This is a genomic window from Mesorhizobium sp. WSM3879, assembly GCF_002294915.1.
Taxonomy (GTDB): Bacteria; Pseudomonadota; Alphaproteobacteria; order Rhizobiales; family Rhizobiaceae; genus Mesorhizobium.
Genome location: NZ_NSFZ01000006.1, coordinates 313,419 through 326,408, shown reverse-complemented (window position 1 = coordinate 326,408; position 12,990 = coordinate 313,419). Strand labels below are relative to the sequence as shown.

The following is a 12,990-nucleotide window of genomic DNA, read 5'->3' as shown; positions in this document are numbered from 1 at the left end:
CATGAAGAAAGTTACGCCCATGCCGAAAGTCCTTGCCGCCGCGAGCGCCGCCCTCCTGCTTTTCACCGTCGCGCCGGCGCTGGCGAAGCCGAACAAGGCCGCGCTCGAAAAGACCTATCTCGACCTCAATGAGCAGTGCCGCGGCGGCTCGGGCGATGATCCCGACACGATCAAGGCGTGCGATCAGCGAGAGGCGGTGGCGGCGCAGCTGAAGCAACTCTACACTTGCTTTGCCGGCGACCGGTTCCAACGCTGCCGAGCTGATTAGTTGAGGCCGACCGCCATCGCCTGAGCTAATGGAACGTTCGCTCCGCCAACAAGTTGGATGGGGGCATGGATTCGCTCACGCTTTGTCGGGAGGCGTGGAGCGCAAGTCCGGGCACCTTGAACGAGTAACGCTAATGCGTCGTACGATTTTGGCCTGCGTTTGCATTCTGTGCTCCACTGCCTTGGTCCAGGCAAAGCCGTGGCAGCATTTCGGGGTCAAGGAATTTGGTTTCATCTTTGATGTGCCACCCGGGTTCGCGCTGGCTCAGCGTTCGGATCAGGGCGCAGCTTTTGAAGGCGAAAGGCACGCGTTCCTAGCCGTGTGGGGTGCTCGGCTGGGCAAAGCCAGTTTCGAAGCCGAGATCGAGCATCGCATGGGGCAGGACGAAAAAGACGGTTGGAAATTGACGTATAAACGCCTGACGCCGAATTGGGCCAGCTATTCGGGGATCAAAGACGGTCAGATCAGGTATGTTCGCGCCATCCAAGTATGCGCCGACCGCGCGGCGCTGTTTACGATCAACTACAGCCGTGACGAAAAAGTGCCCTACGATCCGGTTATAGTTCGCATGGTCCGGTCTTTAAGGGCGGAAGGGTGCTAGGCCCACAGATCATTTCGCCGATCGGAGCGGGCGTGGGCTAGAAGCAGCGGCCCGACAGTTCCGCGTTGGGGTGCGTTCGGTCGAACTGCCGGGCCTGACCGGCTCTCGGTGTAGGGGACAGAGCCGGCTGAGGGCGAGCCTAAATTAGCATCCACACCTCGATACCTCATTTGATTAAAATCCACTGATTTCCTAGCGCGCCGGAAGCTCGCTCGCCGACACATAGGCGAGGCTGTAGCGCGTGCCCAGCCCGGTATAGTACGGGTCGGTGTCGCCCTGGTTGTCGATGAAGATGAGATCGCCAGAGAAGCCAAGGTAAAGCGACCGGACGATCCGGTTGAGGTTCTGGCAGATCACGCCGCCTATCACGAGCACGTTGTCGACATAGAGGTCGATGAACAGGCCGGGGTTCTTCTGGTAGAGGCTGATCTGCGAGACCTGACCGTCCAGCGTCACGCCGACCGCCTGGTTTGGCACCGCCTGCAGTGGGATGATGACCATCAGAAGCCTCCGGCCGGCAGCCCAGACGATGTCTGGAATTGCGCGAGCTGCGCGCTGCTCGCCGGCGCGGTCTGGACAGTGCCGCCGTTAATCTGAGAAGCGCCGCTCGGATCCTGGGTGTTCGACATGGCGGCACTGACGGCCTGGCGCACTTCGATCAGCCAGATATCGACCGACAGAAGCCCCATCCCCTCATTCGAGCGCCGGCTATAGTCGTAGTGGGTGATGTTGCAGGAGAGGTAGACCGCCTCCGGCGTCACCACGTCATAGAGGTTGGTGTCGCCGGCGACGGCCGCGATCGACGCCAGCATCGCGGCGCGGTTTGCGGCCGATCCGCCGGCGGTGAAGCGGAGCCGAGCATCGTAGGGTACCTGGACCTTGTCGTAGCTCTGAAAGGCCCCCTGCTCGACCGGGAAGTCAGAGATCGACCATTGCTGGCGATACTGCACCTCCACGATGTTATCGGCGATGATCACCGGCACACCGCCGAAGTAGATGCCCCAGGGTTGCAGGCCGAACGCGTTCGACAGCAACCCGAAGGCATCCTGGGTCAGAAGTTCAAGAATGCCGGCCATCACGCCAATCCACTATTTGCCTGCGCGGTGAAGAGACGCCGGCTGAGCGCGTCATTGATGTCGGCCGCAACGCCGTTGGCATCGGTGGCCTGGCTGTGAACCTCGACCTTGCCGATATGGGCCTCGACCGAGCTGGTCGACGTCGTGGCCGTGTGCGTGCTGGAGATGTTCGACAGCGCTGCCGACGCGGCGCCGGTGTTGATCGCCTTCATGCCCCGATAGGTTCGGCCGGTGTAGTTGTCCATGCCGTTCCAGGCATTGTAGCCCTCGGCGCGCTCGAACATCGATGCACCGGTAGCGCCCTGCGCGTCGGTCTTGGCATTGCGCAGCATGCTGCCGGCCCGGCTATCGGGGCCGTTCAGTTCGGACAGAGCGAACTGATACTGCGTGTCGGCATCGTTCCAGTCTTTGCCGCGCGCCTTCGCGAAGGCCATGAGGCGCGCCTTTCGCGAGCCCAGCCATTGCGCCACACCAGACGCGCCGATGCCGTTGACGGTCGAGGGACCGCCGGCCGCCTCGACATTCATCCAGCGCGAGATGAGGCCGCGCGCGCCGGCATCTGATAGGCCGCCGCCCGTGAGGGTCTGGTAAGCCTGCGATTGCCGTTCGGGCGTCCACCAGCCCCGGGTGCCACCAGAGGCGTGCTGGGGGCCAGTAGAACCGGTGCCGCCCACCATGCCGCCGACAAGGCCGCCGGCCTTGGACGATGCGCTGCCGCCGCCGAACGCAGCGCCGATGCCACTGAGGAGGTTGCTCCAGAAGCCGCCGCCAGAGTTGCTTTGCTCGGCCATCGTGACCGGAACCGGATTGCTCCTCGAGATCGGCTTGCCGTCGACGGCGATCTTGTCGTCGGCATCCTTACCGGGATGGCTTCCAGGCCCTCTGCGCAGATGCGCCATGAGCCAATTGCCGATCGTGCCGTGATCGGCAGCGTGAGGATCGGAGCGCAGGTGCGACCCGCCCCATTTGATCGCGGCCGCGCCGGCAAGAAGCATTCCAACGCCCGTCGAAATCGTGCCGAGGAACCCCAGGCCCGCGCGAGCACCGCCTGCGGCGACACCGCCACCTGCTCCTCCCGCCGCGAGCATGCGCATATTGGCAAGAACCCGGAGAAACTTTGCGCCGAGCCACAGGCCGAACAGGATCTCGGTGGCATGGACAATGCCGCCGACCCCGTCGACCACCTCTTTCGCGCCGTGCGCGAAATTCTGCATGCCCGTCTCGACGGCGTTCCAGTCGATCCTTTCGAGCCAGTCGATGAATTTCTTCACCGCGTCGACAATGCCGGTCCGGATCCAGTCCTGGTTCTTTTCGATCCAGGTCGTCATCCTGTCGGCCGCGTCGACCAAGACCGGGCCGAGCTTGTCATAGATGGCGTTGGCGAGTGCGATGATGTGCTGGAGCAATTCGTTCCAGCTAGCCTGGAGCTTTTGCGCCGCCTTGATCGCCTCATTGCTGGGCGAAAGGCTCTTCTCCAGTTTCCCCAGATAGACGTCGATGCCGGCGCCCATCTTGTACATGAGCTGTTCGGTCGCCGGGTCTATCCCCAGCGCCTGCGCGACATTGTGAGCCGCACCGGCGTCGATCTGGTGCAACCTCTGCAAAGCCGCCGCGACATCGGACAGATAGCGATCGAGCCCATGGTTGGGGTCGATCCGCATGCCGGTCCAGGCCTGCAATTGCGAGAATTCGCGCGGCAGCGCCTCACCGTTCTTGTTGAGGTTGTAGAGCTGCTTGTTGACGCGCTCCAGGGTCGACGCGGTGGCGTCGGCCGAGCCGCCGAAGCGTTCGGCCGCATTCTCCCAGGCCGCGATGCGCTGGGGCGATTCCCCAAGGCTCGACGCGAAGCGGCCCAGCGAGGCATCCGCATTGGTGAGCTTGCGAACAAAGTCGCTGAGCGCCTGGCTGCCGGTGATGACGGCGAAGAGTTCGAGCACGCGCCGCGTGATCAGGTTGACGGTCTCGGCCGCCTTCTTCGAGCTGTCCTCGATCTCCTTCCCGCCCTTGCGGAATTCATCGCGCGACTTTAGCCAGGCCTCGGTCTGTTTCTTCCGGCCATCTTCAAAATTCTTTGGATCGAGATTCAGGCGGACGATCAGTTCATCAATGATCGTGCCCATTGGCGCCCCTCTTTTTCAGCAGCATCAGGTTGTGGGCGTCGACCATCGCCACCTCGAGAAGGTCGTGGACGTCCTCGATCGACAACCACTCGTCTAGCTCGCGGAGCGAGGTTTTGCCCTTTGAGAGAACCTGACCGATGGCTCGGGAGACGTTGCCGTATTCGAGGAGGCGGACGCCGGCGACTGTGTCGAGATCGATTTCGACTGGCCGCCGGCTGTAAAAAAACTGACGTGAAGGTTGAAGACCTCCTGCCGGAGCTGAATCAGCGTCGCGATCTCCTCGACGTCACCCTCGATAAGCGGGCGCTGGATGGCCGGGTTGCGGGGATCGGGCTTGATGGTGACGCATTCCATCATCTCGTCGAGCAGCGGCTCGGCATCCTCGAAATCGATCTTGGTGATCGCCCGGATGCCCACGATGGCGATGCCCTGCATGCCCATGCCGGCGAAGTCGTCGGGGAGTTCGACGCCGGAGCGCGCCACGGCGAGCAGAGCGCGCATCGCCCATTTCTCCGCGCGCGTCGCCGGCATCTCCCGGATGTGAAAGGTCTTGCCCTGATCACGACCCTCATCGGGGATCGTGACGTCGATCTCTTTACGCGCCATGACTTACCCTCAGTTCGGTCCGCTTTGAACACTCTGCCAGCGGATCGCGAAACGGCGCGGCTGCAGGATCTTGGCGGCTGCTGGCATCGGCGGCAGGCTGACCAGAAAGCCCTTGGTCGAGATGTAGGAGCGGCCTACCGACGGCAGGGTCGTGCTGCCGTTCGCGGTATAGACGTCCTTCGCCTGGATCTGCGTCGCGGCCCAGGTCTCGAAGAAGGCGATCGACGGGGAATCGGCCTGCAACACGAACGTCTGGTTGATCGGGTTGTAGACGAAGCCACCCGACAGGATGCCATCGACGCCCATGGCGGTCTCGACCTGGTCGACGCTATCCAGGTCGTAGATGTTGTCGGCCGCGAAGCCTTGCAGTTGGACCGGTGTCGGGAAGAGGTTCGCCACCGCAAGCGTAATGACCGCGTTCGCGGCCGTCAGAGACGACATGATCTAAGCTCCTTGAAGGGGAATGGGGTTGCCGCTTACTGGACGAGGGTCGAGGTGAGCTCGATCACCTGGACGGACTCGCCATCCATGTACCAGAAGTTGATCGGCGGGCTCTGGCGGGCCTGGCGCACCTGCGGGGTGGCATCCTTCACCTGGAGATACCAGCCTTGCAGCTGGAGGGTGTCGCTCGCCTTGAGGCCAGCCGCCGAGTTGATCTGCGCGATCTGGAGCGCCGACAGCGTCACGCCGGCGCGGATGGCGCCGAAGTTGAGCGCCTGGTTGATCGGGTCGAGGCACGCCGCCTTGATCAGCTCAAAGCCGGCCGCGTTGTACGGTACCGAGTTGATGTTCTGGAGCAGCTCCATGAGGGCAAGCTGGAGCTGGTTGTTCAGCCAAATCTGGTTGATGTAGCTGTCCAGCCATTCGAACTCGCCCGACACCGTGCCGTTCTGGAACTCCAGGAACTGCTGCGCGGCCGTCGCGTAGGCGCCATAGAAGTTATAGCCGTTGGCGATCAGGTTGCTCGCGACCGTCGCCGTGGTGACGCCAGCCACCAGCCCATCCTGCCCTCGGAATGCGAAGGTGATGCGGCCGTTGGTCTGCTGAAAGTCGATCGAGGCCGCCGCGCCGCAGATGAAGGCGGCGATCTGCTCGGGCGTCGTCATGCCACCGGCAGGCTGGTAGATCGCGCAGGTGCCGTCGAGATTGGCGCTCTTGAGGATGTTGCCGAAGCTGGACGTCGCATCGTTGCCCTCGGTCGGCGTGATGTCCGTGTCCCATGCGATATAGGCGAAGCGCTTGTTGGTGTTGTTGACCCATTCGGCGAAAGCCAGCTTCTGCGCGTTGCCCGAACCGCCATCGGGATCGAAGATCGTCATGAAGGTCGCCCAATTCTGGGTGATCTGGGTGATCCCGGCCATGAAAGCGGCAGGCGTCGTTCCATCGGCGCCCTGGGAGAGGGTCGCGCCGGTAGCCTGCGTCAGGAAGAGACCGTCCGAAACCGAACCGGTGGCGAAGGCAGCGGAAGAGGCCGCGCCGGCAACGCCAGAGGTGATGACGAAGCGGCCGGCGACCGAGTCGTAGGAGACCTCCAGCGGCGTGGGCGCGGCCGTGATGGTCTCGCTCGCCACAGTCTGTGTCTGGTCGACGAAGTATGTGCCGGCCAGGCCCTCGCCGGTGCCAAGCTGCGTGATGTGCGTGCCGGCTGTCACGCCGACCCCGGCCAGCGTCTGGCCGACTGCCAGGGTGCCGGACGCGACGGCGCTGACCGTGAGCGTACCATAGGTCGCCGTGATCGCCCCGCTCGGCACCACCTGCTCGATCGACACCGCATACTCGCCAATGCCGCCCGGCGTGCCCGACAGCTGGGTCGTGATCTGCGTTCCGGCCGAGACGCCAGAGCCGGAAAGCGCAGCGCCAGCGACCAGCACGCCCGACGTGACGCCGGTCACGTACATGACGCTGCCGGCGATGGACGCAGTCACCGAGGCCGTCGTGGCGGCGATTGCGCCAGTCACGGATGCGGCTTGCGGCAAGCTGGCATTCAGGTCGGTCTGGATCAGCGCCGCGGCGGCCGAGAAGCTGTTCGCGCTCGAAAGGTCGATCGCGTTCGCGGTGCGCACATAGCCGTCGACATCAACCGAGAGCGTGCCGCTCAAAGCCTGGAGCTGCGCCAGCGAAAGCTGATTGGCCTTGCCGCCCCTCAGATAGGCCGCGACCGCCGCCGAGGGATACTGCGTGAAGAGGATGGTCGCGGGCTTCTGCGTCGAGTTGTTGAAGCCGTTGAAATAGACGGCCGCGATCTCGGTCTCCTCGGCCGATGCGCCGAAGAAGTTCGAGACCGACTTGCCGTCGTTCGGGAACGACAGCACCTGCCCAATCGGGACGCGGGTGTTTTGGGTCAGCACGAGGCCGTTCATCACGAGCGCCTTGCCGCCGGCGTTGAGAACGTTCGGGATGACGTTCACAAGCTGCGAGGCCGGAATGGTCGTCATGGACCAGGTCCTTTCTGTTTCGATTGAGGGGTCAGGCCGGGAAGGTCGCTTCGACGTTGGCGACGTCGACCACGGCCTGGTCGGCGAATTGCTGTGGCAGGCCGATTGCCTGGTTGGCCTGCAGATGCACGTCGACGACATAGCGGGTCTCGTATTGCTGCTCGCCGTTGAAGAACGGGACCTGCTTGGGATCGTCGGCATAGAGCGGCGCGCCATCCAGGCCGGCGTCGGCGAAGTATCGTGTCGCCCGCTCATCGCGGATCAGCGTGGCGATCGTCTGCGCCATGTCGGAAGCGCTGCCATCCGAGGCGCTGTGCACGTCGAGCTGGATGACGACGTCGGTCGGCTGCGTGATGGTCTCGGCGCCGCTCGAGAGCGTCTGCGCCGCCACGGTCTGCGCCGGCGTGACCGTGTAGGATCCAATGCCGCCCGGCGTGCCGCTCGTCTGCTCGCTGACGAGCGTGCCGGCAGTCACCTGTGTTCCGAAGACGGTCGCCCCCACCAGCAGCGCGCCGAACGCGACCTGAGTGACGGTCATCACCGTATCCGCGATCGAGGCCTCAAAGGCGCAGTCCTGATAGGTGTCGACGTTGGTCGAGAGGCGACCGCGATGGCTCACGGTCATTGTGACGAAATCGCCAGCCGGCTCCGGGACCCGGTCGTCTTGCGCCGATATCACTTCGACGCCGGCAGGCAGGTATTGCAGCAGAAAGCCGCGCAGGACCGTCTGGATGCCAGACTGGCTGGGGACCGGGCCGCTCATCAGACGCTGGTGCCGATCCCGCGCACCGTGGCCTCGCCGGCGCCGACCGGCTGGCACCACACCTGGTCGCCGGCCGCGAGCGGGAACGGAACGAAGCTCTGGGAGAGCAGGACGCAATTCGAGGCATCCGCCGCCGGCTGGCTGTCGGCGATCGCTGCCATCACGCCGCCTATGCTGGTCACCTGCAACAGCGCCGATGAATAGTTGGCCCCGTCGGCGACCTTAGTCCACTGGCCGGCGGGGCATGGCACCATGAAGGTTCCGTTCGCCATATCAGGCTCCATCCATTTGCAGGGTCAGGGCGCACTTGCACCAGTCGGGCCACGACTCGAGCACGAGTGCTACGAGCCAGGTGTCGCCTTCCGGGAAAGTGCCGGCGGGGAAGACAAAGAGATCGCCGCCGACTTGCAGCTCTCGCACCACGCCGAGGGCCGAACCGTTGAGGTAGACGGCGCGGCGCACGCCCTGAATGTTGAGCCCGTCGAGCAGCTGCAGATCGTTGTAGGTAAGCGACTGCGCCTGCAGAGAGACGCCGGGCACGTCGACAAAGCTCGGGGTGCGCGTGCCGTCGGCCGCCGTGGTGTAGCCGCTGGACCGTTTCAGCGTGGCGGTCACGAACGGGTTCACCGTCCCGATCGCCGCCGAGACGATCCCGTGCAGGTTCATGGTCGATCAGCCGACGCGGTAGACCGTGAAGGTGCCGGCGCCCGTGTTGCGGAAGCGCAGGATGCCGCTCGACGGGATCGTGGCGCTGCTATGCGCCGGGAAGTCCATCGAACCGACCAGCGTCATGCCGGCGTTGGTGGTGATGGTGGCATCCTCGGCATCGACGATGGAGGTGTTGATCACCGAGACGTCGAAGGATTCGTTGGCCTCAAAGTCGGCCGGCAGCGCTGCCTGGAGCGCTGCACCGGTCGGGAGCTGCTGCACTGAGGCAGCGCCGGCGCCCTGCTGGATGGTGATGATGCGCGTGAGCAGATCGGCGGGCGTGAGCGTGCCGGAGACGGTGTGCGCTGCCGGGGCGCCCTGCGTGCTGCCGACCTGTGCGGTGGCCGTCCAGATGGCCGCGCCAGGGGTCGCATCGACGCAGACAAACGCGGTGTCGGTCGCGGTGTTCACCCAGGCCGAACCGACCTGATAACCCTCGCTCGAGTCGTTAGCGGCGGCTGGATCGGTCACGGCCGCGAAGTTGTTCTTGAATGCAAGGTCGGCTGGAATGTCGCCGAGGTTGCTCGAAAAAAGGACGGCCCTCATCGTGGTGGTCTCCGGGTTCAGGATTTCTTGACGGCATAGTCGACCGACGCCAGCATGTGGCCGGTGTCGACGAGCTGCTTGTCGTTGCCCTTGCGGGCGATGGTGGCGGGCTGCAGCGGCGGGCCGTCATAGGCGGTGATCGCCGCCTGCAACTGGCCCTTGATGGCCTCGCCCGTCTGGCCCAGCGTCTTTTCGGCGTCGTAGCCGTTCGCGGCCAGGAGGTCCCTCACGGCGTCGGGCCATTCGGGGCTCTTGTCCGCGATCATGCCCCTGAAGAACGGGCGGGGCGGCGTGTCGCGGGTGCCAAATTCATTCAGCGCTGCAACTAGCGGGACGGAGGTGCCGTCAGGATAGGTCGCGCCCTCCAGGAAGCCGACGTCGACCGACACGGCTTTCTGGAGGTTCTTCGCGATCTCGGCCAGCTTCGCGGCGAGCTTATCGCCGCCGGAAAGCTTCACCATCGCTTTACGCGCCAGGTGCGCTCTGATCGGCGGGCTGATCGGCGGCTTTCGCCTTTGCCTTTCCCTTCGCATCAACGGCGGGATCGGCGGGGCCGGTCGCTCCGGTGACACCAGTCGCGCCGGCGTCGGCCGCGGAACCCGTCGCTCCGCTTTCAACCGCCGCGCCGGTGGCGCCGGTGGCACCAGTGGTCGCGGTCGCGCCGGTCGCGCCGGGCGCGCAATCTGCGGCCGCCGTGGAGGTGGCGGGCCTCTCCGGCGGATCCACAAGAGGTGCCTGGGAAGCGAGGCGCAGGCTGCGCTCAAGGGTCTGGATGCGATCTTCGGCGTGCTTGCGGAAGGCGCGGAACTCGCGCTGCAATTGCTGGAGGAGGTCCATGGACGATGTCCTTTACTGATTGAGCCACGGGTTGAACGCGCGGCGCGGCCCGGGCATGTAGCGCATGGTCCGGTAGGCGGCAGTGGCCTGCCGGTAGGCCGCGCCGAATGGGGTTTGCATGAACCAGGCGTTGTTTGGCGTTACGGGGAAGTCGGCCTGTACCGATACGCTGCCCTCGGTAGCATTTGAGACGCGTCCCACGATCCCGGCCGGCGCCTGACCGTTGGCGCCGTACATGAGCTGGCAGATGTGAGCCACCATGAGATTGAGCAGCGTAGTCTGCGTCTCGGCCTTGGTGACGGGGCCACCGCCATCATTGCGGCAATAGAGAACCGCGACCGGCAGCGCGCCCTGCAAAACCTGCGGCTGGCTGAGCGTCGCGAACTGCGGGTAGATGGCTATGAAGTCCTCATAGCTGAAAGCGACAATGACGCCCATGCGGACCTCCCGTGTTCGCCGGCGTCACCTGGCTCAGGCTTCTTCCTTCTTGAAGGCCTGGATGCCGCGCGGCAGGTTGTTCGGATCGATCGGTTCGAGACCCGACTTCTGTGCCTCATGTTCTTTGATAAAGTCCTCGACCATGTCGGTCTCGACGTGCGCCCAGACGAGGTTGTTCCTGACCGCGTCGAGGTCCTTGTTCTGCTCGAGCCACTTCTTAAAGAAATCGGCATCGACCCCATAGGTCAGGGCGTAGTCGCTGTCTTGCGCCATCGGGGCGGGCTCTTTGCGGCGGTCGAAGCGGCGCAGATAGCCTTTCAGGACGACCGGCTCGCCGATCACCTGGGCGCGTTTCACCTTGCGGAAGCTGCCGCCGGCGGTCGGTTCGTTCTGCTCGACCATCTCGTGAAGGCGCAGGATTAGGCCGTGCGGCAGCTTGCAGGCGACGGTGACAGTGGTGGACATCGATTTGCTCCGGTTGGTGGAAAGCGGTTCAAGTCGCCGATGCCGGCCCCCTGCCTCGAGAGGGCGGCACGGGAGAGGTTTTCAGACTGGGGGCCTGACGCTTTAGCTGGCCGATCAGCGCGCTGCTGGTAGGCGTGTGGAAGATCATCAAGATCAAGTTCGGATAGCGAGATTGCAGCGGATCCCAGGTGTCACGCCTGGCTCAGCGCCTGTGGAACAGGCACCCTCGCAAGCAGCATCCGCAAACTACTATCCGTGAAGAGCTAAGTGGATAGGCATTATGTTCTCCCCGACCACTAGCCCAGCGATAGAAGGCGTGCGAGCGCTCGGGTGTCGATCGGCTTCTCGATGCGCGGCACTTCGGCGTACGCTTCAGGAATGGACCAGGCATCGTAACCCGTGGCAAAGATGAAGGGCACTTCACGTTCGCGAAGCGCGTCCGCGATAGGGAAGGCGCGTTCGCCGCGCAGGTTGAGGTCGAGCACGGCGCCGTCGATCCGGTCTTCCGCCCCGAGCAGCTCAAGCGCATCCTCGATTGAGCCCACCGGGCCGATTACGTTCGCGCCTCTGTCTTCCAGATCGCGGGCGAGGTCAGCAGCGATCATGTACTCGTCCTCAACCACAAGAAGACGGCGGCCCCGCAGGGCATCGGGTTGCGGCTCATCCATATTGCTTCTCATCCTTGGTCACCGGTACGACGATCTCGCAGCGCACCCCGTCCGATCCGAACTCGAACTTCGTCTTAGCGCCGAGCTGGTAGGGAAGCGCCCGCTCGATCAGTTCGCTGCCGTAGCCCCTCCGCGTGGGTCCGCCCTCCGGCATGGTGACGCCGCTCTCGCGCCATTCAAGTCTCGCGCGTGGCTTCGACCCGTCGTGCTCTATGTTCCACCTGACGGTGAGCCGGCCCGACGGTTGGTGAAGAGCGCCGTACTTCACCGCGTTCGTCGCGAGTTCGTGCAGCGCGAGCGCTACGGATTGCGCGGAGATGGCCGGCAACGAGGTCGCGGGGCCTTCGATCGTGACGTTGCCCCCGTCCACGCTTCCGTCGCCGTGCGCGTGGAGCTCGCCTTGGATCAGTTCGCGCAGGTCGATCGGCTGATGGTCGGCGCGCGCGAGCAATCCTTGGACGCGCGAAAGCGCGCGTAACCGGCTCTCGTAATCCTCCGCAAACTCCTCCAGCGACGCGCTTGACCGCATCGTCTGCCGTGCGAGTGATTGGACGACCGCAATCAGGTTGCGCGTGCGGTGCTGAAGCTCGGCCAAAAGCACCTTCTGCTGGTCTTTGAGCGTGCGCAGGTCATGGATGTCGGAGGAGGTTCCGACCCATTCGAGTGCGGCCCCGCCGGCGTCGTCCAGGGGGGCGGCACGGGTCTGGTGCCAGCGATACTCGCCATCGGCCGATCGGCGGATGCGGTGCTCGCAATAGTATTCGCCTTTGCTCGGCGCCTCAGCCCATGCCGTCATCGTCGCGTCGTGATCCTCAGGATGGACGGCATCGAGCCAGCCGAAGCCGACGCTCTCGGCAAAGGCCAAGCCCGTGACTGTGGACTACCCCACGTCCGGTCACCGTTCACCTTCGAGCGGAAGACTAGCTGCGGGATATTGGTTGCGAGGAGCCGGAATAACTCTTCGCTCTGCTGAAGCTGCACTTCAGCACGGTGCTGGGCGGTCCGGTCGCGTAGGATTTTGACGTAACCTCGGGTTCTGTCCCCGAGCGGCATCATCAGCCCCGACGCCCAGAACCGCGTGCCGTCCTTCTTCATCTGCCAGCGCTCGTCCTCGGCTCGCCCTTCCGCGAGTGCGATCCGGCGCTCCTCCGCGGCTGCGCTCGTTCCGCCCTCCTCGGGAGGAAAGGCTACATCGGCAGACTTCCCGATGATCTCCTCATCGGCATAGCCGAGCACGCGCTCGGCACCCACGTTCCAGCTCGTGGTGATGCCGTTGGGATCCATGGTGAAGATCGCAAAGTCGGTCGCGCTGTCAAAGATGAGCTGCAACAGGTCGCTATCACTGAGCGGCCGCTGACCTTCGCCTTTTTCGTCTTGTTTGTCACCGTTTTGCACGCGTGGCCTCCGGCACATGGCCGGCACGCACCCCGCGGCCCAAACAACCGACCTTCAGCATGGG

Annotated in this window: 19 protein-coding genes; 2 read left to right on the top strand and 17 right to left on the bottom strand. The window is 64.3% G+C overall.

What is annotated here, in order from left to right:
* Positions 1-19: 19 nt before the first annotated feature.
* Complete coding sequence (locus CK218_RS16730) at positions 20-268, top strand: hypothetical protein (protein ID WP_143749653.1); 249 nt, start codon at positions 20-22, stop codon at positions 266-268.
* Positions 269-401: 133 nt separating this feature from the next.
* Entirely contained in the window at positions 402-869 is a 468-nt protein-coding gene (locus CK218_RS16725; RefSeq protein WP_066993578.1) for a hypothetical protein, read from the top strand.
* A gap of 192 nt (positions 870-1,061) precedes the next feature.
* Here the strand turns inward: CK218_RS16725 and CK218_RS16720 are convergent, their stop codons facing one another.
* From CK218_RS16720 to CK218_RS16645, 17 genes are all read right to left on the bottom strand, one after another.
* Entirely contained in the window at positions 1,062-1,370 is a 309-nt protein-coding gene (locus CK218_RS16720) for a hypothetical protein (RefSeq protein WP_066993581.1), read from the bottom strand.
* Positions 1,370-1,945 carry a phage baseplate protein gene (locus CK218_RS16715; protein WP_066993584.1) on the bottom strand — a complete coding sequence of 192 codons (576 nt, stop codon included), beginning with the start codon at positions 1,943-1,945 and terminating at the stop codon, positions 1,370-1,372. The genes CK218_RS16720 and CK218_RS16715 overlap by 1 nt, the downstream gene beginning before the upstream one ends.
* Positions 1,945-4,065, bottom strand: coding sequence for a phage tail tip lysozyme (locus CK218_RS16710; RefSeq protein ID WP_066993587.1), 2,121 nt, complete (start codon positions 4,063-4,065; stop codon positions 1,945-1,947). The genes CK218_RS16715 and CK218_RS16710 overlap by 1 nt, the downstream gene beginning before the upstream one ends.
* 93 nt (positions 4,066-4,158) lie before the next feature.
* Positions 4,159-4,671 (bottom strand): hypothetical protein, encoded by a 513-nt coding sequence (locus CK218_RS16705; RefSeq protein WP_066993591.1) that lies wholly within the window; start codon positions 4,669-4,671, stop codon positions 4,159-4,161.
* Between the two features lie 9 nt (positions 4,672-4,680).
* Positions 4,681-5,112, bottom strand: coding sequence for a hypothetical protein (locus tag CK218_RS16700; RefSeq protein WP_066993594.1), 432 nt, complete (start codon positions 5,110-5,112; stop codon positions 4,681-4,683).
* A 35-nt stretch (positions 5,113-5,147) separates the two neighbouring features.
* Entirely contained in the window at positions 5,148-7,106 is a 1,959-nt protein-coding gene (locus CK218_RS16695) for a DUF3383 family protein (RefSeq protein ID WP_066993597.1), read from the bottom strand.
* Between the two features lie 31 nt (positions 7,107-7,137).
* Positions 7,138-7,869 (bottom strand): hypothetical protein, encoded by a 732-nt coding sequence (locus CK218_RS30650; protein ID WP_066993600.1) that lies wholly within the window; start codon positions 7,867-7,869, stop codon positions 7,138-7,140.
* The gene (locus CK218_RS16690; protein WP_066993602.1) at positions 7,869-8,141 is read right to left on the bottom strand and encodes a hypothetical protein; all 273 of its coding nucleotides are present in this window, start codon (positions 8,139-8,141) and stop codon (positions 7,869-7,871) included. Before CK218_RS16690 ends, CK218_RS30650 begins: the two co-directional genes overlap by 1 nt.
* A 1-nt stretch (position 8,142) precedes the next feature.
* The gene (locus tag CK218_RS16685) at positions 8,143-8,535 is read right to left on the bottom strand and encodes a hypothetical protein (protein WP_066993605.1); all 393 of its coding nucleotides are present in this window, start codon (positions 8,533-8,535) and stop codon (positions 8,143-8,145) included.
* A gap of 6 nt (positions 8,536-8,541) precedes the next feature.
* On the bottom strand, positions 8,542-9,123 hold the full coding sequence (locus CK218_RS16680) for a hypothetical protein (RefSeq protein ID WP_095828322.1): 582 nt from the start codon (positions 9,121-9,123) through the stop codon (positions 8,542-8,544).
* A 17-nt stretch (positions 9,124-9,140) separates the two neighbouring features.
* Complete coding sequence (locus CK218_RS16675) at positions 9,141-9,584, bottom strand: hypothetical protein (protein ID WP_066993611.1); 444 nt, start codon at positions 9,582-9,584, stop codon at positions 9,141-9,143.
* Between the two features lie 4 nt (positions 9,585-9,588).
* On the bottom strand, positions 9,589-9,960 hold the full coding sequence (locus tag CK218_RS30955; protein WP_210201069.1) for a hypothetical protein: 372 nt from the start codon (positions 9,958-9,960) through the stop codon (positions 9,589-9,591).
* Positions 9,961-9,972: 12 nt separating this feature from the next.
* Positions 9,973-10,398, bottom strand: coding sequence for a DUF4054 domain-containing protein (locus CK218_RS16665; RefSeq protein WP_066993617.1), 426 nt, complete (start codon positions 10,396-10,398; stop codon positions 9,973-9,975).
* A gap of 33 nt (positions 10,399-10,431) precedes the next feature.
* Positions 10,432-10,863, bottom strand: a complete 432-nt coding sequence (locus CK218_RS16660; RefSeq protein WP_066993621.1) for a hypothetical protein — start codon at positions 10,861-10,863, stop codon at positions 10,432-10,434.
* 296 nt (positions 10,864-11,159) lie between these two features.
* Positions 11,160-11,531 carry a response regulator gene (locus tag CK218_RS16655; protein WP_066993624.1) on the bottom strand — a complete coding sequence of 124 codons (372 nt, stop codon included), beginning with the start codon at positions 11,529-11,531 and terminating at the stop codon, positions 11,160-11,162.
* Positions 11,524-12,396, bottom strand: a complete 873-nt coding sequence (locus tag CK218_RS16650; RefSeq protein WP_095828320.1) for an HWE histidine kinase domain-containing protein — start codon at positions 12,394-12,396, stop codon at positions 11,524-11,526. The genes CK218_RS16655 and CK218_RS16650 overlap by 8 nt, the downstream gene beginning before the upstream one ends.
* Positions 12,324-12,926 carry a PAS domain S-box protein gene (locus CK218_RS16645; RefSeq protein WP_179294526.1) on the bottom strand — a complete coding sequence of 201 codons (603 nt, stop codon included), beginning with the start codon at positions 12,924-12,926 and terminating at the stop codon, positions 12,324-12,326. The genes CK218_RS16650 and CK218_RS16645 overlap by 73 nt, the downstream gene beginning before the upstream one ends.
* Positions 12,927-12,990: the final 64 nt, after the last annotated feature.

Bases quoted from the DNA above. Each gene is read 5' to 3' on its own strand.
- CK218_RS16665 (WP_066993617.1), bottom strand. From the start codon at position 10,398: ATGGGCGTCATTGTCGCTTTCAGCTATGAGGACTTCATAGCCATCTAC.
- CK218_RS30955 (WP_210201069.1), bottom strand. From the start codon at position 9,960: ATGGACCTCCTCCAGCAATTGCAGCGCGAGTTCCGCGCCTTCCGCAAG.
- CK218_RS16725 (WP_066993578.1), top strand. From the start codon at position 402: ATGCGTCGTACGATTTTGGCCTGCGTTTGCATTCTGTGCTCCACTGCC.
- CK218_RS16685 (WP_066993605.1), bottom strand. From the start codon at position 8,535: ATGAACCTGCACGGGATCGTCTCGGCGGCGATCGGGACGGTGAACCCG.
- CK218_RS16700 (WP_066993594.1), bottom strand. From the start codon at position 5,112: ATGTCGTCTCTGACGGCCGCGAACGCGGTCATTACGCTTGCGGTGGCG.
- CK218_RS30650 (WP_066993600.1), bottom strand. From the start codon at position 7,869: ATGAGCGGCCCGGTCCCCAGCCAGTCTGGCATCCAGACGGTCCTGCGC.
- CK218_RS16720 (WP_066993581.1), bottom strand. From the start codon at position 1,370: ATGGTCATCATCCCACTGCAGGCGGTGCCAAACCAGGCGGTCGGCGTG.
- CK218_RS16680 (WP_095828322.1), bottom strand. From the start codon at position 9,123: ATGAGGGCCGTCCTTTTTTCGAGCAACCTCGGCGACATTCCAGCCGAC.
- CK218_RS16715 (WP_066993584.1), bottom strand. From the start codon at position 1,945: ATGGCCGGCATTCTTGAACTTCTGACCCAGGATGCCTTCGGGTTGCTG.
- CK218_RS16690 (WP_066993602.1), bottom strand. From the start codon at position 8,141: ATGGCGAACGGAACCTTCATGGTGCCATGCCCCGCCGGCCAGTGGACT.
- CK218_RS16710 (WP_066993587.1), bottom strand. From the start codon at position 4,065: ATGGGCACGATCATTGATGAACTGATCGTCCGCCTGAATCTCGATCCA.
- CK218_RS16705 (WP_066993591.1), bottom strand. From the start codon at position 4,671: ATGGCGCGTAAAGAGATCGACGTCACGATCCCCGATGAGGGTCGTGAT.
- CK218_RS16655 (WP_066993624.1), bottom strand. From the start codon at position 11,531: ATGGATGAGCCGCAACCCGATGCCCTGCGGGGCCGCCGTCTTCTTGTG.
- CK218_RS16675 (WP_066993611.1), bottom strand. From the start codon at position 9,584: ATGGTGAAGCTTTCCGGCGGCGATAAGCTCGCCGCGAAGCTGGCCGAG.
- CK218_RS16695 (WP_066993597.1), bottom strand. From the start codon at position 7,106: ATGACGACCATTCCGGCCTCGCAGCTTGTGAACGTCATCCCGAACGTT.
- CK218_RS16660 (WP_066993621.1), bottom strand. From the start codon at position 10,863: ATGTCCACCACTGTCACCGTCGCCTGCAAGCTGCCGCACGGCCTAATC.
- CK218_RS16730 (WP_143749653.1), top strand. From the start codon at position 20: ATGCCGAAAGTCCTTGCCGCCGCGAGCGCCGCCCTCCTGCTTTTCACC.